The following is a 21,763-nucleotide window of genomic DNA, read 5'->3' as shown; positions in this document are numbered from 1 at the left end:
ATCAGGAACATACCTATGCTGGATTTACAAGGATATGAAGCCTCTATTTTAAAAGGGGCCGTAGTGACCATAGAGGTGGCTTTGCTGTCACTGCTGGTGGCAATGATTTTGGGTATGCTTGGCGCGCTTGCAAAAATGGCACCTTATCGCTGGGCGAGAGCAATCGCAACTCTTTATACTACTGTTATACGCGGCATTCCGGACTTAGTTCTGATGATGCTTATCTTCTTTGGTGGACAGATACTTCTTAACAACAGCCTTTATTCCATCAATGAATGGCTCAATGAATGGTTTGCATCGGGCAACCCAGACCATGAGTGGACTTCTTACCTACCAGATTACATTGATGTCAGCCCGTTCATCGCTGGCGTATTAACCATCGGATTCATCTTCGGTGCCTACATGGCTGAAACCTTCCGTGGTGCTATTATGGCTGTCGACCGAGGTGAGCTTGAAGCTGCGAAAGCTTATGGCATGAGCTCGTTCTTAGCTTTTCGTCGAATTTTATTGCCGCAAATGATCCGTCACGCATTACCAGGCTTTGGTAACAACTGGTTAGTACTGCTTAAAACCACGGCACTTGTGTCCATTATCGGTTTAGAAGATATGGTCCGTATGAGTGCGTTAGCAGCGGGCACAACCAAAATGCCATTTACTTTCTACATGGCGGTCGCCTTAATTTTCTTATTCTTTACCAGTGTCTCGACAGGTTTCTTGAAGATGGTAGAGCGCAAATTTAGTATTCATGCGAGGTAAGAAATGGATTTCTCTTTGATTATCGATAGTCTACCGATTTATTTGGACGGTCTTTGGACAACGGCGTGGCTAGTTGGCGCTGCACTGATCATCGGTTTGATTGTAGCAATTCCATTAGGTGTTGCTCGTAATAGCCCGAACTATTTATTTAATGGACCAAGTTGGGCGTTTATCTACTTCTTCCGTGGAACGCCATTGCTGGTTCAACTTTACTTAATTTACTACGGTATGGACCAGTTCTTCCCAGTGAAAGATACCTTATGGGAAAATGCATGGTTCTGTGCGCTGGTGGCATTTGTACTTAACACCTCTGCTTACACTGCTGAAATCATTCGCGGTGCGATTAACGGCTTACCGAAAGGTGAAGTTGAAGCAGCGAAAGCGTACGGCATGAGTACCTTTAAAACCTATCGACGCATCATCTTACCAAGTGCACTGCGTCGCGCTTTACCTGCCTACAGTAATGAAGTGATCTTTATGCTGCATGGCAGTGCGGTTGCCGGTATCGTTACTATTGTCGACCTGACAGGTGCGGCTCGCTTAGTTAACTCTCGCTACTATGCACCATTTGAGTCATTCCTAACGGCTGGCCTATTCTATATGGCATTGACGTTCATCATTCTTGGTTGCTTCAAGTTTGCCGAGAAACGATTCTTAGCCTACCTAAGGCCATTAAGTTAACTTCAAAAACGGCACCTATAGGTGCCGTTTTCATTTCTATTTTGATAGCGCGCTTCAAAAAAATAAACGATCACAACATTCTCTGTAGGCTCTTGATTATATAGCGATTAAACTCCGCAAAATTTTTTTGAGCTACTTAATATGAGTCGTATTAGCTGGAAAATCGCGTTTGGTCTTTCTTTGGTTATATTGCTCTCTGCCTGTGGTGGTGGAGAAGGGGAAAATAGTACACAAGGTGAAGTTAACAACGGGAACGTAGGGTCTGAAGGGTCTGAAGGGTCTGCAGGTGGAAACGAAAGTGGTGGAGCTATTGTTAAGCCGCAAACCAATGTAGAACGTGCGCTCAAGTCTGGTGATGCATTGTTAGTCACCGATGCCCAAGAGTATGTACAACATAGCGAAAAGCTAATTCAAAGTTACCAGAGTCAATTTAATCGCATTAAACGTGCTATTAACGCAGATACAACATCACTGTCTTGGGACCCGACCCATGACGCTGCGATTATCTCTCCAATTTACGGTTTTAATGACTCGATCTTAAAAACCAATAAAGCGCTGCAAAGCGGCTATGAAGATCAACAGCTTACATTAGGTATTGCTGGGGAATATGGCGAGTCGGGGCGCTATGTCGTTCTTGGTAGCAATCCATTTAGAACCGCATCTCGCTCACCTGCTTCACTTAATAGTGACATGGAACAGTGGCTGGAGAACCTTATTGTTTGGCTAAATGGACGTGGAGTCAGCGATTCTACCAATATTGCAATGGCTCATTTAGACCAATCTCATTACTTTCCAGATGAGTCCGCGACCAGAGAGTGGTTCGATAAACGGTTTGATCAAGCGGTGACATATAACCAAGCTGGTAATTGCGATGGTGCGCAACTATTAAGTTGTATCGAGGCGAGGCCAAATGTTTTGGTGTTGTCTCAACATCTCACTGATGAACAAGACCTGCCTAAAATAGAAACGGCACTTCGCAGAGCGCTTGAGCTAGAGATTCCCATTTTCTATTTACACTTAGATGGCGGAATGACGTCGTTAGGCCGCTCGGTTTTTTCGTTATTGAATATCAACTATGTTGGCGATAACTATTGGCGCAAGCTAGCTATATCTGATTGGCAGCCGAACGAGTTGCTTGATTATATTCCCGACGAAGTAAGCCAGCAGCAGGCTCTGTTAGAAAAACTGGCTGATGATACATTCAGCATTGATCTCTCGTTGTGTGATGATAAGTCGTGCCCAAGTGAAGCAAACATGGATGAGTTTTATCAGCCTGCCAATAGCATCCGTCAGCAACTAAAGTCGCTAGATGAGCAGGGCAGAGATCTGTTTAACACTGAGCAGTATGAATATGAAAAGTTATTGGTTTTAACTGCCGACTACTACCGAAGCAAAGTCACTTTCCCTATGGATAAGCTCAACACAGAGAGAGTGGAGTTTCTACGATCATACTATGCAGATTATGCGCAATATAACAGTCGAGCACTTAACCATGCCCAGCCGGACATGGGCAACTTTAGCCGCAGTCGTTTCGATGAGCATGTCCAACGTATTTCGAAAACCGTAAGCTTAGAGTCTAAGCGTAACTTTCGTAGTGCCGGAGTTTACGCACTGCCCGGTGAAACCTTCTACGTGACGCGATTGGACAGTGAACCTGTAACAACTAAAATCGTGATTAATACCTTGCGGAGCGGTGCAACGCATGAGTTCTCTGATCACGCTTATAATCGACCTAAGTTAGTCACCTCTCACGCTTATGAAGTTAAGTCGGGGGAGACGATGCGTTTAACCTCTTCCTATGGCGGGCCGATTCAAGTTCATTTCAGTGCTAACAATTACGACGTTGCGCTTAAGTTTGAAGGCGTGGCTCAGCATCCGGTTTGGCGCAGCCGCGAAGATAATCTCACTTTTGTCGAACAGCTCAATGCGAATCTGTTTGACTGGGCTGAGCTGATTACTCCAGGGTTTGAAGTACACTCAAAATCAGAAAAAATGGTCGAGTCGATCTCTGCGCCAGAATGGAATCACCCAGAGGATATGGCGTTGGCAACGGAAAGGTATGTGCATAACCTTCCGCATGCTTTAGCTGGGTTGCAAGGGCCTGGAATCGACAGTATTGAAGATATTCACACCTACGCTATCAACAAAGGCTGGCAAGTAGAAACCATTGATGTGGTAAAGCATATGAATGCAGATCAAGCAAACTGCGGTTACGGGTGCTCTGGAAATCCTTATGACGCATACTGGGCATTCCATCCCCTCGGGCATGGTGATTTGCATGAGTTAGGCCATGGACTTGAAAAGGGCCGTTTTCGCTTTACTGATTGGGATGGGCACTCGACGACCAACTATTACTCTTATTACAGCAAGTCCCGATACTATGCGGAAACGGGCAAAGTATCGGCTTGCCAGAGTTTGGATTTTAAGAGCCAATATGAGTTGCTGCAAACCAGTCGTCAGCAAGCTGATCCTAACGCGTATATGGCAGCGCAAAATCAAACAAGTTGGAGCTGGGGAGCGCGGGTCTTTATTCAAATAATGATGCAAGCACAAAGCCAAGGTGTGATTAGTAATGGTTGGCACTTACTTGGACGCTTGCATATTGTGGAACGAGAATTTAACCGAATAAAAGCAGACGAAGCGCTTTGGTTGGCTAATCGAGACAAGATTGGTTTCTCAAGTTACAGCCGCGATGAAGCAAATGCTATCAGTAACAACGACTGGTTGTTGATTGCATTCAGTACTGTCGCTGAGCGTGATATGCGTGAATACCTTGATATGTGGGGCTTTAGCTTTTCAGATAAGGCTAAATCGGAGGTGAGTGCGAAAAGCCTCTCTGCGATGCCTCTCAGTTATTTTGCTTCAAGTGGCATAGGGTATTGTTTGGATGAGTTCGCTCAGAGGGAAATCCCGGTAGATGGTCTAACGGTTTGGCCTTTATAGCGGAAAACAAAAAGAGGAGGCATTGCCTCCTCTTAATTTATCTATGGTTTGATTAGCTCAAAATAATCAACACGGTACCCGCAAGCGTCATCAATATGTTGGCTATCGCGTAAGTACCCGCATAACCTAACGCTGGAATCGTCGATTTAGCGTAGTCGTTAACAATATCCATCGCTGGAGCACAGGTACGCGCGCCAATGATGGCACCGAACAGTAATGCTCGGTTCATCTTGAGTATGTAAGCGCCGACCAAGTACGCCAGCACGACAGGGACAACGCTGACCAAAAATGCCAGGCCAATAACTTGCGGGCCAACTTGTGACAGGTGCTCAAACATCTTACCGCCGGCACTCAAACCGATCCCGACCATAAAGAACATCAGACCAAGATCTTTGACCATGTTTAGTGCACCTTGAGGAACATAGCCAAAAGTAGGGTGGTTTGCTCTTAAGAAGCCAAGAGTGATGCCTGATAGCAGAAGACCTACCGCATTACCCAGTCCAAAAGAGACTTGGCCGAATGTCATGGTGATCAAACCAAACATAATACCTAAGATGAAGAAGCTACAAAAAGCGAGTAGATCCGCCATCTGACTATGAATCGAGATGAAACCGATTTTTTCAGCTAGACCGTGAACACGACTTTTCTCACCACTAACCTGTAGGACGTCACCTTTAGCTAAAACGATATCAAGGTCCATCGGCATTTCGATCTGTGCTCTGACAACTCGGTTTAGGAAACAGCCATACTCGGATAAGTTTAAATCTGATAGGCGTTTACCAGCGATAGAGTCACTTTTTACCACGATCTCTTCTTCAACAATGCGAAGGTCGAGTAGGTTGCGGTCGAATACTTCTTTACCGTTTCGGAAACTTGGATCCAAGCGAGCGTGGCTATCAGGGAAGCCTACTAGGGCAATCTCATCGCCTTGTTGTAGAATCGCGTCACCATCTGGGTGCGCGAGAATACCGTTACGACGAATACGCTCGATGTAACAGCCTGTCTGGCGATAGATACCTAACTCACGTAGGTTTTTGCCATCAATCCAGTCAATAAGCTCTTGGCCTACACGGTAAGCGCGAATAATCGGCAAATAGACCTTACGTTGACCTGAACTGCCTAAGCCGCGTTCTTGAGCGATTTGCTGGGCGGAATCAGATAGGTTTTGCTTTTGTAGCTTCGGCAGTAACTTAGCAAACATGATCATGCTAATCAGACCCACCAAGTAAGCCATCGCGTAACCTACAGATAAGTTTTCGATTACCTGGGCAAAATCCATGTTTCTTGGCGTAGTCGCTAAACCGGAATTTAGTGCATCTTGCGCACCTACCAGCACAGGCGTCGAGGTAAGAGCACCCGCCATCATACCGGCAGAAAGACCGAAATCGAGACCAAAGTGGTGGCTAGCAAAGTAAGTGATACATAGCGCAGTTGTAAGTACGACCATACTTAATATGAAGTAGTGCTTGCCGTCTCTGAAGAAGATACCAAAGAAGTTTGGACCTGCTTCGATACCAACGCAGTAAATAAACAGCATGAAGCCAATGGTTAAAGCATCAGCGTTGAAGGTGAAACCAAGGTGGCCCATAACTAGCGAGGTAATTAATACGCCAATTGAGTTACCGAGTTGTAAGTTGCCAAAGCGCACTTTTCCGATACCAAGGCCGATAGCCAAGACAACGAAGATCAATAGGATTGGGTTTTGTTCTAACAGGAGTACGACGTCTATGTTCACGGGCAATACTTGTTTGTGCCGAGGGGATTAATTAAGTGTGCGAATTGTATCTGATTATTGCAAAAAGATAAGTGAAATATTTTATAATTGACTATTAGTTTACTTAGTCAATTCAGTGCACACGAGTGAAGTGAATCAACTGAGCTGCGGGCATAAAAAAAGCCGCGTTAAGCGGCTTTTTTCGAAAAATCGATTACTCAGCGAATAGACCTAGGTGCTCTTTCGCGTATGCTTCGAAATCATCACAGCCACCGATGTGCTCTTGATCAACGAAGATTTGAGGAACAGTTTCAACAGGCTTACCTACAGTCTTTTCTAGGTCAGCTTTAGAGATACCTTCTGCGTGGATATCTACGTATCGGTAGTTGAAATCATCGCGTTGTGCTTTAAGTGTTTCAGCGTGCTCTTTTGCACGAACACAGAAAGGACAAGCTGGGCGACCAAAGATAACAACGAACATATTTCTTTCTCCTTTAATTTGATACCTGCAACTATGCACGAATCATTGTCGGAAATAAAGTGGCATTTGCCTGTTGTTTCGATAGGCGAAATCTATCGAACAAATTTTAAGCCTTATAATGCTTTTTCGCCGTATTTTGACGTGCGTTAGGTCGATAAAGCATACAAAAATAGAGGTTATTTCTAACAAGTTGCAGTGCATCAAGTTAATTTTGATTGCGAGAGTGCAAGCTTAATCTACGACTTAGAAAAGGGGTGAATAGCATGTTTCAATTTATGACCTCCACACGCATTATCTTCGGAGAGGGCGCTCTGAATTCTTCACTGTCAGTCATAAATCAGTACGGTTATAGCGTTCTTCTCGTGACAGGCAAAAGCTTAGAGCGCGCCACACCAATTATACGCTACTTGAAATCCCAAGGAATGCGCTACCAGCATGTTTCTATTCATGGGGAGCCCAATATCACCATGATTGAAGAGACGGCATTAGCGGGTCGAAAATTTAAGCCAGATATGGTGGTTGCGATTGGCGGTGGGAGTGTTCTGGATATGGGCAAAGCACTAGCAGCAGTGATCCCCAATCAAGGTGACGTGTATGACTATGTCGAGGTCGTTGGTCGCAATGTACCACTGAAATCAAAGCCGTTACCCTATATCGCTATCCCCACCACAGCCAGTACTGGCTCTGAAGTAACCAAAAACGCAGTGCTGCGCTCCGGGCAAGACCAAGTCAAAGTAAGTCTACGTAGCCCCGAAATGCTGGCCGACGTTGCCATTGTCGACCCAACGTTAACCTACGGCACCGATCGGTACTTGTCAGGGCGGGGCGCAATGGATGCATTCACCCACTTAATGGAAGCCTATGTATGTGGAGAGCCAAACCCGCTTACCGATATGATTTGCGAAGAGGGGCTACGCCGCTTGGCGCAATCGATGGTTGCCGGCTGCCTGCAAGATGACCACCGAGCTCGCTCAGATATCTCTTTCGCTGCCATGTTAGGCGGGATGGCCATTTCTAATGCCAAGTTGGGTGCGGCTCACGGTCTTGCGTCTGCTCTCGGAGGTAAGCTTGATGCTCCCCATAGCGTGATTACCGCTCGGTTAGCCCCTTACGTGATGTCGGAAAACATTAAGGCCGCTCTTATAGCAGGACGTAGCGATGTGCTTAGTCGCTATACCAAGCTCGCACAGATACTAACGGGGCGAGTCAATGCGCATCGAGATGACGCAATATTGTGGGTCAATATGATGTTAGAAAAACTCAGCATTCCCACCTTAGATACTTTCGGGGTCTGCACAACATCGTTTGAATTGGTAGCAGATGACGCGTTGAAGACGGTGGCAATCAAAGGTAACCCCCTTCCGCTCACTAAAGAACGCTTACGCTATATACTTGAACATGTTTGTCAGTGTGGAGGTGTATGCGAAGACGGGTCCGCAATCGCTTCATCTAAGGCCGCAAGGATATTGAAAATTAGTGTTGCTGAAGATGAAAGTCGTTATTCGAAAAGTTAGCAATGTTAGTCTATAGAAATAAAAAAGCGGAGCATGATGCTCCGCTTTTTTTAGAACTGTGACAGCTTGTCGTAACGCGAGTCTTTTAAGACATCTTTAACGCGCTTGAGGTTTTCTCTAAAACCAGAACCGCGACGCAGCGTAAAGCCTGTTGCAAGCACATCAATAACAGTCATCTGCACAACTCGACTCGCCATCGGCATGTAAACATCCGTATCTTCTGGCACATCAAGTGAAATAGACAGAGAGCTCGCTTTATCAAGCGGAGAGTCTTTTGCTGTGATTGCAATAACGGTAGCGCCATTCTCACGCGCAAGATTCGCAATCTCAACCTGACTCTTAGTACGGCCAGTATGTGAAATCAACACGATCACATCATTGTCAGTACAATTGATGCAGCTCATACGTTGCATCACAATGTCTTCGAAGCAAGTGATTGGAATGTTAAAGCGAATAAACTTGTTTTGCGCATCTTTTGCAACGGCAGATGATGCACCTAAACCAAAGAATGAAATGCGTTTCGCCTGAGTCAGTAGATCGACCGCTCGGTTAACTTGCATTGCATCTAAGCTATTCTTTGCCACATCCAGACAAGCCATCGTAGATTCGAAAATCTTATGCGTGTACGCATCTGGGCCATCATCTTCTTCGACATTACGGTTCACATAAGGTGTACCGTTAGCCAAGCTTTGAGCTAAATGAAGTTTAAAGTCTGGGAAACCTTTGGTATCCAAACGGCGGCAAAAACGGTTAACAGTTGGCTCACTCACATCAGCCATTTTAGCTAGTGTAGCAATACTAGAATGGATAGCAGTTTGAGGCGATGCCATAATAACTTCAGCAACTTTGCGCTCTGACTTACTAAAATTTTCTAGGTTCTTTTGAATTTTTTCTAATGTGTTCATAGTGTTCACGAGGGTATAGAGAACAACTCACTGGATATACCCGAAATTATTGATAGGAAACAAACTGTTCCCTAAAAGAGTAAATGCAATCCAGCGCCATGGAGCAAGTATAAACCTAAGCAAAAGGTTTGCGGCAACTTTTCTACTAGGGAATTGGCTAATATATGACAAGCCTCAAACTAAATTTTGGCTAAACTACAGAATTCGATAGTCTATCGCTAAAATTTTAAACGTTGAAGCCGTCATTGATAGAGAAATTACACTTTTCTAGAAAGAAAATTTCAGTTTTAGCTCTGTGAATGATTGATGGTATCAACCAATCGTTCAATTTTTGCCATAAGCTTGGGAGCTTGCTTTGCAATTTCTCGTTGCTCTTTGAGAACGGAACCCAATATGTCACAACCCGTTAGTGGGTTAGCAAGAACAACTCGGAATACGATGGTATTCAATCGTCCCCAACGTTCTGGGTTTAAGCGTGTGCGTGACACAAAGGATTTACCGGTTTCACGCTGACGTTTTTGAATAAACTTAGTCAACTCATTAAGCAGGTCATTGAGTTCTTGTCTCTGTTTATCCGAAGAGCGTTCAAGCGCTGTTTGAATATGACTTGGTACATAGCGATAGGTGAGCAAGCAAAGCTCAGGTTCAGAAACCAGTTCGAAATCATCTTGCTGTTCGATGTGGCCTGCGAAGAATTTCGCTTTTTCAATGCTTTGGTCGATAAGCAGTTCATAGCCTGGGCGGCTGATAATATGCATCGCTGCATAAACCAACATTGCCATTCCGGAGCGTGAGCCCTCAAGCGTATGACTGCCCAAATCTTTTGAACCTTTACGTAAAATATATTGAGCGTGGTGTTCAATAGATTTCATCGCATCGGGCTTTTTAAACAGTACCATTCCGGCACCCATAGGGATGTATAACTGCTTATGAGCATCGATGGTGACGGAATCAGCCAGTTCAACACCATCGAGAAGGTGACGGTAGTTGTTCGACATTAGTGTCGCACCACCCCATGCTGCGTCGACATGGAAATGGCAATCTTCTTGTTGGCAGATCTGTGCAATTGATTTAAGCGGGTCAATGCTACCGGTTTCTGTCGTGCCAGCAACGCCAATGACGGCGAACGGCTTAATGTTTTGTGCTTTTAGCTCGACAATTTTTGCGTGTAGAGCATCAGGGCAAATTCGATTGTTATTGTCTGTTTTGACCGCTACAAGGCCTTCTTGGCCAATACCTAAAACATCGGCAGCTTTTTTCAGCGAGTAGTGGCCGCGCTCGGAGACAAGTACCGCAAGACCTTCGTAGCCATAATGCTTCATGGCTTTAAACAGGCCTTCTTTTTCGACGCCTTTAAAGTTTCCTTGAGCACGTAAAGCATTGTTACGCGCTACCCAGAGCGCAGTAATGTTAGCTATGGTACCACCGGAGCAAAATGCTCCTAATGAATGGTTAGCACTGTGCATCCATTGGCTATAAAACTTATCGTCTTGACCGTAAATGAGTCGATGTAGCATGCCAAGAACTTGGCGCTCTAAAGGAGTGAATGCTTTGGAAGTCTCGATTTTAACCAAGTTTTGGTTAAGCGCGATCATAATCTTAGACAGTGGCATTAAGAAATAGGGTAGTGCCGACGTCATATGACCGATAAAGCTGGGTGCAGAGGTATGAACCGAATGCGAGACTAAAGAATCTAGCAAATGCTGAGTATGCTCTGAAACAAATTCGGGTTGCTCAGGAATTGATGCATTTGAAAAGTCTTTTTCGATCTCTCGCAGTGGTTTTTCTTCTGCGACGATGTGCTCGCGCAGAAACTTATTCAAGTTGCGCGATAACTTTTCTTCAATTCTTGTTAGCGTTGAGTCTGGCCCTTCAGGTACTGTGAAAATTCGGAGTAAACTCTCGAAGCTCACATCAGCCGTTTTATGTTCCGATACCATACAGCTTACATTGCTCTAATCTTTTTTATTGCAGCGCGACAATCTAAACGAAAACGGGAGCAAAGTCCCGTCTTAATTAACGAATCTTAGATTTTGTAATGCACCCGTCGCAGAACTCTGTTAAAGACCCTGCGATTAATGGGACTACTCACATTTGATCGATTCTAGCTGCTTAATTGAGGAATTGTAACGCTGAAGTGCGCTATCAATTTTGGTTGGATGGCTAAGTAAGTCAGCAAAAGCAGAGCGAAGCTCGTAGTTTTTCTCATGCGGTTTTGCTTGGCGATCACCAAAGGTCACTTTTGCTAGTTGACCCAGCTCATCGCTGCGAGAGGCAAGTACCTTAATGTCTTTCTGTTCCAGTTGCAGCCATGCTTCGACCGGTTGCTCAGTCGCAACTTTGGTTTGATCTTCTGTTAAGTAATAATGAACCGCAGCACGATTTAACTCGAAGTGATGTTTTCGGCCTTCTAGGAACCAATCGCTTACTTCTGTCAGCTCTGGGTATTGCTCAGAGGTCAAACTTGCTAAATCTTCATACCAGTGGAGTGAAGCGTCGATGTACGCGTCATATTTTTTTGCTAGACAAGCGTTATCTGCCGCAGCAGCGAATGTAGAGGTAGTGCCTAGCAGCAATGCAACGAGCATGCGTTTCATAATGATTCCTTTTGAAGTTTTATCTTATTATTTTTCCGTTTAGATCACTCTAAACAACTTAGGCTAATAAATAAGGGCCAATAATAGAAAAATTACTGATTGATTCCTGCGATCTAGCCTGCAAGTGAGACAAAGAACAGCATCATTACTGGTACAAGTAGGCTGAGTATGAATCCACTAACAATTGCAATCGGTACACATCTCACCCCTCCGGTTGTTTGAATCACTGGGAGCGTGAAGTCCATTGCGGTTGCACCAGCATAACCAATAGAAGTACATGGCTTAGTGCGGATGAATAACGGAATCAGAATTAGAGCGACTAATTCGCGTAGCAGCTCAATCATAAATGACGCACCGCCGTAGACTGGGCCAAATGCATCGCCCATCAAAATGCCTGCTAATGAGTACCAACCGAAACCCGAAGCCATGGCTAAACCACGGTAGATATCGATATCAAGGATCAGAGCCGAGACGAGGCCGCCTACCATTGAGCTAACAATAATGACCAGCGCAATGACCATGCCGTGCTTATTGAGTAGGATTTGTCGCAGGGTAAGCCCGCTGTTGCGAAGCTGAATACCGATAAAGAATAGCAACAGGAAGAGGATCCATTCACTCGCCGTATCCACCCAACTGAGATCGAAAGGCAGTGCTAATCCGACAACCAAACCGCTACCAACGACTAAAATGAGTTTGGCGGATTCCATCGCCATCGAAGAGAGGGGTAACTTCTTGTTGCTTGCATCGGTTTTAATCGGCATCAACTTATCGATAAATGGCAGTACTGCCAAGTTTGCCAGGCTCAAGCAAATGAAGAAAACTGCAGTGGTTTTTAGAATCAGCTGCAAGTTTTGGCCAAGGTTATCCAACCCTGCCAAACTGAGGCCCATTAACGACAAAATAACGTAGATAAGGTTAGAAGTCGTGACGTTTATTGTGTCGAGAGTTGATTTTTTGGATATAGAAATTAGATACCCCACCACCAATGGGGCAAAGATAAATATCATCCCTGAAAACATGGTACATCCTGTCTAGTGGTTATAAGCCACTTGCACTAATAAGTTCATCAATCTGTGTGTTGAACTCACTATCACTTAAATTACTGAGTTTGTACAGTATATCCGCGCCGGTGACATCGATTTCGACAGTATGTTCGTCTATTGCGTCATCTTTACGACGATACATCAATATATGATTAGCAATACGTGCGATATCTAAATAAGTGATCAGATGTTCTGTTGGTTGGAGGGTTTGGTTAGAGGCTATTTCTAAGAAGTCGTTGTCAAACCCCCAACTATCGAGGACAAGTTTACTCGCTTTCGAGCATTGTCTATCAAAGATTTGGAATGCGATATCTTCATCAAGGTAATTACCTTGCTCAAGATAGTTGTGGTATTCGTTAACGATACAAAACAGACCAATATCGGCGAGAAGACCACACAAGAGTGCTTTATCGGTTTCAATATGGCGATATTGTGATTGCTGGCTCTCTTTGAAGCCACGCGCGACCAATACCATGGTTGCGGCAAGCTCACGAGAGGTGGCCGCGCTCTCAATGAGAATGTTATTACACGACTGACTGAGATTAATGGAATGCTTGAGCTGCTCGATTGCTTGGGCTGTCACGATGTCGCGAACGCGCAAAATACCTAATCTAGAAACCGCGGTAACGAGATCGGTACAAGTAATATTGCGGCGATTAAAAATCACAGAGTTTGCAACGCGGATAACAATTGCAGCAAGGCCGGGATCTTCAAGTAATAAGTCAGCGACGTCAGAAATAGTCGTTGATTCTTGAGTACATTGTTGCTGAATCTTAAGAACGACATCAGGAATAGGAGGAAGGGATATTTTCCTTGAACTGATTGAGTGTTCAATCAGGCTAAAAAACTCAGATTCGATGCCTTTAAGCAACAGATCGCCGTTTTCTGGCAACCAGTAAAAAGATAGGTGATTCATATAAACTTAAGGATTATGCCACTTTTTACAGTGTAACGTTTCTATGTGCATATTAGCAAATGATTGATCACTATTATTGATATTTTTCGTAGCATTTTATTGATGAATTACTGACGGCTTTTATAAATGCCAAAAGTATTAAGGTGTGATTTACTTCCCAATAAACCGCTAATTATCTCTGTTTGATGTGATTCATGCACAGACTTATTTCGTTTCGTTAACTATCATTTACCTTACTTGTTATCACTTAAGTTAAACAATAAAAAACAACGTAACTTAAGTGAGTTTTAAATTTTTCGCTTATTAATGCTGCTATCTGGTGATCATAACTAATCGGGGTTTTAGATTAAGGATCAATGGATATGACAGAGCAACAATTTATTCAGTACGTGACAAAATTCGGTGACTTCCAAAAACGTTCGATGTTTGGCGGTACTGGTTTGTTTAGAGAAGAAGCAATGTTCGCGCTTTTAAGTGCTGACAAAATATTTATTCGTGGTGGTGAAAAACTCGATCAGCAGTTAAATCAGCTTGGTTGTGAGAAATATCGCCACGTTAAGAAACAGACGACAGCGACGGTAAACTACTACGATATCACCGAGCTGTTCACCTCAAAGCATGATGACCTAGCTGAGTTGGTTGAACAGTCTATCGCTTTTTCAGTCTCTCAACGTGAGTTCAAGCGCTCTTCAGCGAACCGACGCTTACGTGATTTGCCAAACATGCAATTAACTCTTGAACGTATGGTCAAGAAAGCGGGTGTAGAAGACGTCGAGATGTTCCTTGAACTAGGTGCGCCAGCGGTATTTTCGCGAGTGAAGCAAGCGTACGGTAGTGATGTCGACGTGAAGTTATTATGGAAGTTTGCTGGTGCGATCGAAGGTATTCACTGGAAACTGATTCAAGAACCGCGTAAGCGTCAACTATTGGCGAATTGTCACTAATTTAGCCGACAAAAATGCTCAGATGCAAAAGGATTTGCATTAAAAAAGCCGAGGTATCAACCTCGGCTTTTTAGTATCGGTAACGCTTAGAACTTAAAGCGTGTAGTGAACATGAACTGATCACCGTAGTAGTCGTTGATGCGCAGTTCACCACCTAGAGAGAATAGCTCTGTAGAGTGGAATCGTACGTATGCTGAACCAATCCAATCATCATTGTCATCGATTGATACGTAACCACCTTTACCACCCACTTCAAGTTGTGGACCTAACCACTGACGAACACCTAGGTTCAGTTCCATACCAGTGTCAGTACCTTTTGCTGCGCCGTCATCGACTAGGCGGAAAAGCATTTCACCAGTAAGGTCTGCCCAGTTGTTGATTGGGGCGTGGAAACCGAACCCCGCTGCTGCATCGTAATCGCCTTCGAACTCAGAGTCGATACGGCCGATTAGGTGTGCATTTGGGTGTACGGATTTGCTCATTGCGGCACCAAAAGTAACCGGGCTTGCGCCGATACGAGCTTCTAGGTAGTCATAACTAAAGTTGCTCATTACCGCCGGGCTGTTTGGGTCGGTTTGAGCAAAAGATTGACCAGATGCTAGCACGAGTGCTGCAGCTAAGATTGTTTTACGCATATTGACGATAAACCTATATCTTGTGAATTTCCTTGGTCTTTAGCGACGGGCGCCATGACGTTTAATACGACATGATAATGCATCATAGCGACTGCCACTATAGAAATGTCATTGTTTTGTCGTTATTTATATAAGAAAGCAATACACGTGCCAAGCTTTGTTCGATTATTCACCATAGTTGATTCGATTTTGTGCGACGGCCTCGAATATTTTCTCAGTGTCTAGCGCTGCGGCCCAAGGAATTAGGTCTTGTTCGTTATCGATGATGTAAGTCGTTAACTGCTGTTTCACCGCTTGACGTAGTTCATCGCCTCGCCACGGTTTCGCTATGTAAAAGTCTAGGCTGGAATGATTGACCGCCTCGACTGTATCTTCTAAGCCTGCTTGTCCGGTGAGTAATAGCTTTCGAGTAGCGGCAGTATCTGGTTGCTCATTTAATTCAATTAAGAATTGGATCCCAGTTTGGTCAGGCATGATGTGATCACAAACAATAAGCGCCAATTTTATGTCTTGCTGGTTACATTCATCAATCAATTGTTTGGCTTCTTGAACGGATTCTGCCGCTTCTAATAAAAAGTATTCTTCAAAACAATCTAAGTCTTGAATGACGCTGTCTAATACTTCACGTTCGTCATCAACACATAAAATGAGGTATTTGTTCATTCATGGCTCCTTGCTGTTAACTGAGGTTGGCTAACCGGTAGCCAAACTGACATTTGGGTAAACTGGTCCCGACATGACTCGACTAATATTTTTCCGCCATGTTGATGGATGATTTGTTGGCAGACAGACAGGCCGATGCCTAGGCCAAAATTACCTTCTTTTTTGGTGGTAAAGTTTAAAGAGAAAACCTTGTCGATGATTTCTTCTGGAATACCGCAGCCATTATCGGTAAATGAAATAACCGCCCATTGTTGATCGTCTTGTTCGGCAAGCTCGGTACGTATGGTAAGAATGCCTTTATCTGGAAAAGCATCAATCGCGTTGGAAATTAGGTTGGTCCACACTTGTTGCAATGCGATAGGTAAACAAGGCAGTTGAGGGAGCTCGTGATAGTCTCGTTCAACGGTATGGAATTTGAGTTTGTTTTCAAAGATCACCAAGGTGTCTTCGATACCCTCATGAATATCGGTGACATGAAAACGCTCATCATTCGGTCGCGCATAGCCTTTTAAACTTTTGACCATATCGGCGATTCGCCCTGCGCACACGCCAATCGACCTAAGCGTACTGCCAGCGAGGTAATATTCCTCTAGCCGTTCTAAGCGCTCTAAAGTGGCTTCTGGAGATTGCTTGGATTGGTCGAACCAACGACTTTGTTGTTCAAGCCCTAGTTTGACGAGCTTTTTAGCAATACGTCTATTATCGACATGTTGATTGACTTGATTGGCCAAATCGCGTTCGGCGGCGGTTGATTTTGGCCTTTGAGTTAAACCAAGTTGAAGGACAGCAATGCCATCATCCCCAACTTGATCAATAGCTCGGGCGTCAATTAGGGTTTGAATTTTATTGGTTAGCGTTTCAGTGCCCCTTAAGATCGCCGCAATCGGGTTATTCAGTTCGTGTGCTACACCTGAGACTAGCTGACCGAGCATTGCCATTTTCTCACGCTCAATCAGTTGCTGATGAGCATCTTCCAATGACTCAAGGGTCTTTTGCAGTTCTAACTTGGTATTAATACTGCGTTGTAAGCGGCGGTTAAAATGACGTAAAAGTAGGTTAGTGAAAAGAGGCAGCAGCGAGGTGTCCGAATGCATCACCTTGGCAAATACTTTACGGTCGAGCTTAATGACCTCGGTTTCGCTGAGCGTAACCGCGGTAGAAAAGGAGGGCTCACCGGTGACAAACGACATTCCACCAACAATGTTACCTTGCGAGTGGCGCACGACTTCTCGTTGGACACCTATGTCATCTTTTTTATATAGCGCGACCGTTCCCTGGGTGATGAACCACAGAAACTGGTTTTCTTCGCCTTCTGTGGTTAGGAGGTGGTCTGAAGAATAGGTCCGTTTCGCGCGGGTTTCGTCTTCTTTAGCAAAGAACTCTAATAGTGCAGTGGTGACTTGTTCCACTAACTGCTGATCGGAAAGGCTGTGATGGTCAGTGATAAATCCTTCACGATAGTGACGCATTTTTTGGTCAATATGAGTGCGAAGTAATCGGTGTTGGTCGAGGATTTGGCTGTAGGAAAGTAGATTCTCTTTGTCATTTTCAATGATAAAAGTGGTCAGTTCTTTCTGCGCGGTTTTGTGAACCAAGTTATCTTGCAAAGGTTTGGTCAAACAATGATCGAGTCTGCCGTCGTTGACCGCTGACAAAATTGCTTGGATGTCTTGGCCGCAACTGATCAGAATCTTTCGCGCCGTCTTAGTGTGTTGGTTTTTATCGAGTTGAATTAGGAAGTCGGCGCCGTTGAATGACTCATGGTGACTGGCAATGACCAAAGCGACAGTCTGTTTTCGTTCGGTGCAAAAGGCCAGAGCGGCGTTTGCTTCCTCGATATTTTCGGCACTATGCAAGTCGAACTTAGCGGCGAAAGGGCTAAGTTCGCGACGTAGTTGTTCAATACTGATCGGGTTACTGTCTAAACAGAGTACGGAAAATTGATTCACAAGTAGGCTACACTTTAAACACAGACACTAGTTACAGTAACAAGTATTCAAGGTGGGGACTGGGAGCTAGATATGAGATTTTTGATTGTTTTTGCTTGAAAGCCAATACACTGATTTATCTCAATGTTTTTTCGTGTAGACTGAAACAAATCTTAATATAAGAAATGAATACCATGGAACTAAAAAAACTCGGTGCCATCGGCGGTGCCATTGCGCTTGCGTTGTGTTGGCCTCTCGCGGTTGGCCAAATTGGTCAGTCTGTGATTCAAGACGGTATTACGAACCTTTCTTCGGACTCAGTTAAAGCTGAAATTGTCGACTATGATCGCGGCTATCTCTCTTCGACAGTCACCACGCGTTATACCGTGCTCGACCCAGTGTTAGCAGAACAACTGGCGATTGACGGCATACCTTCTGAGATTGTAGTAAACAGTGATATCAGCCATGGCCTATTTAGCTTAAGCGCTGAGTCGGTTTTACAAGACATGCCCGAGTTTCCTTTGACGCTGAATACCACTACTCAGCTCAACGGTAACACAGACTTCGACCTACAGCTGAGTGCTTGGAATCAAGTCAGCGAAGGTGTGGATGGTGCAATTGTGTCAGTGACGCCATCAACACTAAAAGGCCACGTGAGTGTGTTAGGTGATATTACGTATGACTTAGACGTCCCATCGGTTGAGATTGATTTTAACTCAGGTGAAAAAGTCTTGATGTCTGGTCTGAGCGGTCAAGGTACCGGCAAAAAAATGAATAGCTTCTGGCTTGGCGAACAGACTCTTAAAGTTGCTGAAGCTTCTGTAGTTAATGTCGATCAAACGCCGCTATTTAGCATGCACGACAGCCAGTACACATTCCGTAGCTCATTTGATGAAATGGCTAAGACGGTCAGCAGTCAGCATAAAGTTGATCTTAATGATCTCTTAACGGCTGATGGAACGGTTGACAGTGTTTCTATTGACCTTGCATTTGGTGACTTAGATAGCGAGTCATTCGAGAAGCTGGTTAATCTGTATCAAAACAACCCAATGCTCACCAGTGCTGATATTGAAACGGCCATTCCATATGTAGAAAACTTATTCTCGAAAGGTTTCTACCTAGCGATGAATAAAATGGCGGTGAAGCTAAGTGAAGATAGCGAGTTTGAGTCTAAGTGGAAAATTACGGTTCCTGAAGGCACAAGCAATGTTACTCAAAATCCAGCAATGATATTGCCTGCGCTAACGGGTGACTTAAATACCTTTTTCTCTAGTGGGTTGGTAACAGAATACCCATTTATCAAGCAAGGTATTGACGAAGCGATGGTGATGGAGCTGATTCAAGAGACAGAGCAGGGCTATCAAATCCAAGCTGAACTGAAAGAAGGTAACTTGGTGTTTGAAAATGGTCAGCAAATTCCATTGATGGCATTACTTCTACCAGCATTAATGCAACCATAATTGCCACATTTGGCGGCTTAAAGTGAAAAGAGGTCTTAAGACCTCTTTTCTTGCTTTTTATAAGCAGTAAAACATGGTATTAATCGAGTAATTAGTTATTGAATCATCTGCAAGGAAAGACAAATGGGCAATGTGTTTAACTTTAGTGCGGGTCCGGCGGCCCTACCTAAAGCTGTGATGGCAAAAGCGCAAAAGGAATTGGTTGATTGGAACAACCTAGGCACTTCTGTCATGGAGATCAGCCACCGTAGCAAAGAGTTTATTCAGGTGGCAGAAGAAGCAGAGCAAGATCTGCGTGATTTACTCAATATTCCTGACAACTACAAAGTTCTGTTTTGCCAAGGTGGTGCGCGCGCTCAGTTTGCTGCGGTTCCACTAAACCTATTGGGCGGTGCTAAAAAAGCAACGTATGTTGACGCGGGTTACTGGGCAGAAAGTGCAATTGATGAAGCAAGTAAATATTGTCAGGTTGACACCTTTGTAGCCAAAACTGAGATTGATGGCAAAGCTGCAGTCATCAATGCGTCAGATTGGAAAATTGACCCAGAAGCGGCATACGTTCATTTCTGTCCAAATGAAACCATTGATGGTATCGAAATTTCAGAACTGCCACAGACTGATAAACCAATCGTAGCGGACATGTCATCAAACATTCTGTCTCGTGAGATTGATGTCGCTAAATACGGCGTTATCTATGCAGGCGCGCAAAAGAACATCGGCCCTGCGGGCATTTGTATCGCCATCGTTCGTGATGACCTGCTTGAACTGGCTAACGACTTGCTTCCTAGCTTTATGAGCTACAAAGTTCTAGCTGAGAAAGATTCGATGTTCAACACTCCACCAACGTTTGCTTGGTACCTTTCTGGCCTAGTGTTTAAGTGGCTAAAAGAGCAAGGTGGCGTGGCAGCGATGGAAAGCATCAATAAGCAGAAAGCAGAGCTGCTTTATCAACAGATTGATAACTCAGACTTCTATATTAACAACGTTCACGCGCAAAACCGTTCGCGTATGAATGTACCATTCCAATTGGCTAAGCCTGAGCTAGACGCTGCGTTCCTTGAGCAAGCAGCGGAGCGAGGATTGGTTTCGCTAAAAGGCCACCGCGCAGTCGGAGGCATGCGAGCATCAATCTACAACGCGATACCGCTTGAAGGCGTACAGGCTCTTGTTGAGTTTATGAAAGAGTTTGAAGCAGCAAACGCTTAATTTTCTCTCTTCATATCAATGTAAAGGTCTAGCTCTCTCGGGCTAGACCTTTTTTATTACTAAATCGCGCTCACTATTTATTTATGAACTAGGCTTATTTACTAGGTTATTGATAAAAGGGTCGTTAAGCTGGGGCGCTTTCCACTTTTTATTGGCCTTGGGGCCGCTATTTTTCTTATCCAAGTTGTGCTGGTGGGGTTTACTATACCGGCGATGTTCTCTGCTGGCTTCATTACCGCTCTGTTCTATTTTCTGCTGGTTGGGTTCAATTTCACTACGATCAGCGCTTATCAAAAATCGACTCAATCTCTTGCCAGTGTGCTACTGCCCAAAGTTCGCCAGCAGGCTGAAACCTCATGTGATTTTTCCCATCAAGCGATCAATGAATTGAGTACCAAAGTTCAATCAATGAGAACGCTTTCGAGCCGCATAAAACAAATTGATGACGCTCCAAGTGATGAGGTCAAGCAATACAGAGAGCAAATGGAGCAGGTTTATAAAGAAGTATTGGTGTTACTGCAATTTGGCGACCGTCTTCATCAACAACAAAGCGGAATCGTTGAAGGAGTACAGATCATTGAAGCTGCGATCGAACGGCTAGATAGCTGTGGCTGGGATGAAGATGAAATTCGTGAGGCGCTTGATGTCATCGAGCAAAAAACGCGAGTCGAGAGTAATAAGTCGCCTCATGATGAGGGTAGCGTAACGTTTTTTTAGGGATGGATGATGCAGAAAACAATCATGGTAGTCGATGACTCTGAATCGTTAAGACAGGTGGTCAGCATTGCTTTAGAAGGGGCAGGCTACCGAGTTATTGAAGCAAAGGATGGTCTTGACGGTTTAGCGCAGTTAACCGGCGATAAGGTGCATCTGATTATTAGTGACGTCAATATGCCCAACATGAATGGTATCGACTTCGTCAAACAACTAAAAACCTTACCTAAATACAAGTTTACCCCTGTCATTATGCTTACAACGGAGAGTCAGCAGTACTTAATGGAAGAAGGACGAAAAGCGGGCGCTAAGGCATGGATGGTCAAACCGTTTCGCCCTGAGCAGATGTTAGAAGCTGTCAGTAAGCTATTGAGTTAGTGAGGGGTTAATGTCAATGCACGTCTACGTATTGCCAGCAGAGCTAACCATTTATGAGGTGGAACAGACTCATAGTGAAATGGTCGCGGCCTTACATGAACACGAGGATGTCTCACTAGATGCGCAATACGTGACGGAAATGGATTCTGCAGGCTTTCAATTGGTTATTTGGTTTATCTGTCACAAAAGTTGGGTTGAGCATCAAACCAAGCTCCTTAATCCTGCCCCCGCAGTGTGTGTTTATCTCGAGTTGTTTGGCATCACGGATCTCATTGAGTAGGTAGC

The 21,763-nt window shown here is 44.4% G+C and carries 20 protein-coding genes; 10 read left to right on the top strand and 10 right to left on the bottom strand.

The annotated features are described in order from the left end of the window. Positions 1 to 15: 15 nt before the first annotated feature. From ELS82_RS00865 to ELS82_RS00855, 3 genes are all read left to right on the top strand, one after another. Positions 16 to 756, top strand: coding sequence for an ABC transporter permease (locus ELS82_RS00865; protein WP_004414430.1), 741 nt, complete (start codon positions 16 to 18; stop codon positions 754 to 756). Between the two features lie 3 nt (positions 757 to 759). Next, positions 760 to 1,437: an ABC transporter permease gene (locus ELS82_RS00860; protein ID WP_134833787.1), complete on the top strand. Its 678-nt coding sequence runs from the start codon at positions 760 to 762 to the stop codon at positions 1,435 to 1,437. Between the two features lie 141 nt (positions 1,438 to 1,578). Next, entirely contained in the window at positions 1,579 to 4,380 is a 2,802-nt protein-coding gene (locus tag ELS82_RS00855; protein ID WP_134833786.1) for an ImpA family metalloprotease, read from the top strand. A 52-nt stretch (positions 4,381 to 4,432) separates the two neighbouring features. On the opposite strand, the gene ELS82_RS00850 is transcribed toward ELS82_RS00855, so the two are convergent. After that, complete coding sequence (locus ELS82_RS00850; protein WP_053438175.1) at positions 4,433 to 6,115, bottom strand: aspartate:alanine antiporter; 1,683 nt, start codon at positions 6,113 to 6,115, stop codon at positions 4,433 to 4,435. A gap of 193 nt (positions 6,116 to 6,308) precedes the next feature. Next, entirely contained in the window at positions 6,309 to 6,575 is a 267-nt protein-coding gene (locus tag ELS82_RS00845; protein ID WP_004414426.1) for a GrxA family glutaredoxin, read from the bottom strand. 263 nt (positions 6,576 to 6,838) lie between these two features. Here ELS82_RS00845 and ELS82_RS00840 point away from each other — a divergent pair, with 263 nt between their 5' ends. Further along, entirely contained in the window at positions 6,839 to 8,089 is a 1,251-nt protein-coding gene (locus ELS82_RS00840) for an iron-containing alcohol dehydrogenase (RefSeq protein ID WP_134833785.1), read from the top strand. A 50-nt stretch (positions 8,090 to 8,139) separates the two neighbouring features. Here the strand turns inward: ELS82_RS00840 and ELS82_RS00835 are convergent, their stop codons facing one another. The 5 genes from ELS82_RS00835 to ELS82_RS00815 form a co-directional block, all read right to left on the bottom strand. Beyond that, a complete protein-coding gene (locus tag ELS82_RS00835) occupies positions 8,140 to 8,994 on the bottom strand; it encodes a MurR/RpiR family transcriptional regulator (protein WP_004414424.1) in 855 nt (284 codons plus the stop codon). A 287-nt stretch (positions 8,995 to 9,281) separates the two neighbouring features. Next, complete coding sequence (gene panP, locus ELS82_RS00830; protein WP_134833784.1) at positions 9,282 to 10,934, bottom strand: pyridoxal-dependent aspartate 1-decarboxylase PanP; 1,653 nt, start codon at positions 10,932 to 10,934, stop codon at positions 9,282 to 9,284. Positions 10,935 to 11,078: 144 nt separating this feature from the next. Further along, entirely contained in the window at positions 11,079 to 11,591 is a 513-nt protein-coding gene (locus ELS82_RS00825; RefSeq protein WP_134833783.1) for a hypothetical protein, read from the bottom strand. A 113-nt stretch (positions 11,592 to 11,704) separates the two neighbouring features. Then, on the bottom strand, positions 11,705 to 12,610 hold the full coding sequence (locus tag ELS82_RS00820; protein ID WP_134833782.1) for a LysO family transporter: 906 nt from the start codon (positions 12,608 to 12,610) through the stop codon (positions 11,705 to 11,707). A gap of 19 nt (positions 12,611 to 12,629) precedes the next feature. Next, entirely contained in the window at positions 12,630 to 13,550 is a 921-nt protein-coding gene (locus ELS82_RS00815) for an HDOD domain-containing protein (RefSeq protein ID WP_134833781.1), read from the bottom strand. A gap of 356 nt (positions 13,551 to 13,906) precedes the next feature. On the opposite strand from ELS82_RS00815, the gene ELS82_RS00810 reads away from it, so the two are divergent. Further along, the gene (locus ELS82_RS00810; protein WP_134833780.1) at positions 13,907 to 14,494 is read left to right on the top strand and encodes a TfoX/Sxy family DNA transformation protein; all 588 of its coding nucleotides are present in this window, start codon (positions 13,907 to 13,909) and stop codon (positions 14,492 to 14,494) included. 86 nt (positions 14,495 to 14,580) lie between these two features. On the opposite strand, the gene ELS82_RS00805 is transcribed toward ELS82_RS00810, so the two are convergent. From ELS82_RS00805 to ELS82_RS00795, 3 genes are all read right to left on the bottom strand, one after another. Then, entirely contained in the window at positions 14,581 to 15,129 is a 549-nt protein-coding gene (locus ELS82_RS00805) for a hypothetical protein (RefSeq protein WP_134833779.1), read from the bottom strand. 165 nt (positions 15,130 to 15,294) lie between these two features. Continuing rightward, positions 15,295 to 15,792 (bottom strand): response regulator, encoded by a 498-nt coding sequence (locus tag ELS82_RS00800; protein ID WP_134833778.1) that lies wholly within the window; start codon positions 15,790 to 15,792, stop codon positions 15,295 to 15,297. Next, positions 15,789 to 17,741 (bottom strand): ATP-binding protein, encoded by a 1,953-nt coding sequence (locus ELS82_RS00795; RefSeq protein WP_134833777.1) that lies wholly within the window; start codon positions 17,739 to 17,741, stop codon positions 15,789 to 15,791. The genes ELS82_RS00800 and ELS82_RS00795 overlap by 4 nt, the downstream gene beginning before the upstream one ends. A 173-nt stretch (positions 17,742 to 17,914) precedes the next feature. Between ELS82_RS00795 and ELS82_RS00790 the strand changes: the two genes are divergently transcribed. The 5 genes from ELS82_RS00790 to ELS82_RS00770 all read left to right on the top strand — a co-directional run bounded on the left by ELS82_RS00790 (position 17,915) and on the right by ELS82_RS00770 (position 21,758). Continuing rightward, positions 17,915 to 19,180, top strand: a complete 1,266-nt coding sequence (locus ELS82_RS00790; protein WP_134833776.1) for a DUF945 family protein — start codon at positions 17,915 to 17,917, stop codon at positions 19,178 to 19,180. A gap of 123 nt (positions 19,181 to 19,303) precedes the next feature. Continuing rightward, complete coding sequence (gene serC, locus ELS82_RS00785) at positions 19,304 to 20,386, top strand: 3-phosphoserine/phosphohydroxythreonine transaminase (RefSeq protein WP_134833775.1); 1,083 nt, start codon at positions 19,304 to 19,306, stop codon at positions 20,384 to 20,386. 192 nt (positions 20,387 to 20,578) lie between these two features. Beyond that, on the top strand, positions 20,579 to 21,103 hold the full coding sequence (locus ELS82_RS00780; RefSeq protein WP_134833774.1) for a hypothetical protein: 525 nt from the start codon (positions 20,579 to 20,581) through the stop codon (positions 21,101 to 21,103). Between the two features lie 9 nt (positions 21,104 to 21,112). Beyond that, positions 21,113 to 21,478, top strand: coding sequence for a response regulator (locus ELS82_RS00775; protein ID WP_134833918.1), 366 nt, complete (start codon positions 21,113 to 21,115; stop codon positions 21,476 to 21,478). 10 nt (positions 21,479 to 21,488) lie between these two features. Then, positions 21,489 to 21,758, top strand: coding sequence for an STAS domain-containing protein (locus tag ELS82_RS00770; RefSeq protein ID WP_134833773.1), 270 nt, complete (start codon positions 21,489 to 21,491; stop codon positions 21,756 to 21,758). Positions 21,759 to 21,763: the final 5 nt, after the last annotated feature.

This window comes from Vibrio ouci (assembly GCF_004551525.1).
Taxonomy (GTDB): domain Bacteria; phylum Pseudomonadota; class Gammaproteobacteria; order Enterobacterales; family Vibrionaceae; genus Vibrio; species Vibrio ouci.
This window is presented reverse-complemented; position numbering and strand designations above follow the sequence as displayed.

Bases quoted from the DNA above. Each gene is read 5' to 3' on its own strand.
- ELS82_RS00865 (WP_004414430.1), top strand. From the start codon at position 16: ATGCTGGATTTACAAGGATATGAAGCCTCTATTTTAAAAGGGGCCGTA.
- ELS82_RS00860 (WP_134833787.1), top strand. From the start codon at position 760: ATGGATTTCTCTTTGATTATCGATAGTCTACCGATTTATTTGGACGGT.
- ELS82_RS00855 (WP_134833786.1), top strand. From the start codon at position 1,579: ATGAGTCGTATTAGCTGGAAAATCGCGTTTGGTCTTTCTTTGGTTATA.
- ELS82_RS00845 (WP_004414426.1), bottom strand. From the start codon at position 6,575: ATGTTCGTTGTTATCTTTGGTCGCCCAGCTTGTCCTTTCTGTGTTCGT.
- ELS82_RS00840 (WP_134833785.1), top strand. From the start codon at position 6,839: ATGTTTCAATTTATGACCTCCACACGCATTATCTTCGGAGAGGGCGCT.
- ELS82_RS00835 (WP_004414424.1), bottom strand. From the start codon at position 8,994: ATGAACACATTAGAAAAAATTCAAAAGAACCTAGAAAATTTTAGTAAG.
- panP (WP_134833784.1), bottom strand. From the start codon at position 10,934: ATGGTATCGGAACATAAAACGGCTGATGTGAGCTTCGAGAGTTTACTC.
- ELS82_RS00825 (WP_134833783.1), bottom strand. From the start codon at position 11,591: ATGAAACGCATGCTCGTTGCATTGCTGCTAGGCACTACCTCTACATTC.
- ELS82_RS00820 (WP_134833782.1), bottom strand. From the start codon at position 12,610: ATGTTTTCAGGGATGATATTTATCTTTGCCCCATTGGTGGTGGGGTAT.
- ELS82_RS00815 (WP_134833781.1), bottom strand. From the start codon at position 13,550: ATGAATCACCTATCTTTTTACTGGTTGCCAGAAAACGGCGATCTGTTG.
- ELS82_RS00810 (WP_134833780.1), top strand. From the start codon at position 13,907: ATGGATATGACAGAGCAACAATTTATTCAGTACGTGACAAAATTCGGT.
- ELS82_RS00805 (WP_134833779.1), bottom strand. From the start codon at position 15,129: ATGCGTAAAACAATCTTAGCTGCAGCACTCGTGCTAGCATCTGGTCAA.
- ELS82_RS00800 (WP_134833778.1), bottom strand. From the start codon at position 15,792: ATGAACAAATACCTCATTTTATGTGTTGATGACGAACGTGAAGTATTA.
- ELS82_RS00790 (WP_134833776.1), top strand. From the start codon at position 17,915: ATGGAACTAAAAAAACTCGGTGCCATCGGCGGTGCCATTGCGCTTGCG.
- serC (WP_134833775.1), top strand. From the start codon at position 19,304: ATGGGCAATGTGTTTAACTTTAGTGCGGGTCCGGCGGCCCTACCTAAA.
- ELS82_RS00775 (WP_134833918.1), top strand. From the start codon at position 21,113: ATGCAGAAAACAATCATGGTAGTCGATGACTCTGAATCGTTAAGACAG.
- ELS82_RS00770 (WP_134833773.1), top strand. From the start codon at position 21,489: ATGTCAATGCACGTCTACGTATTGCCAGCAGAGCTAACCATTTATGAG.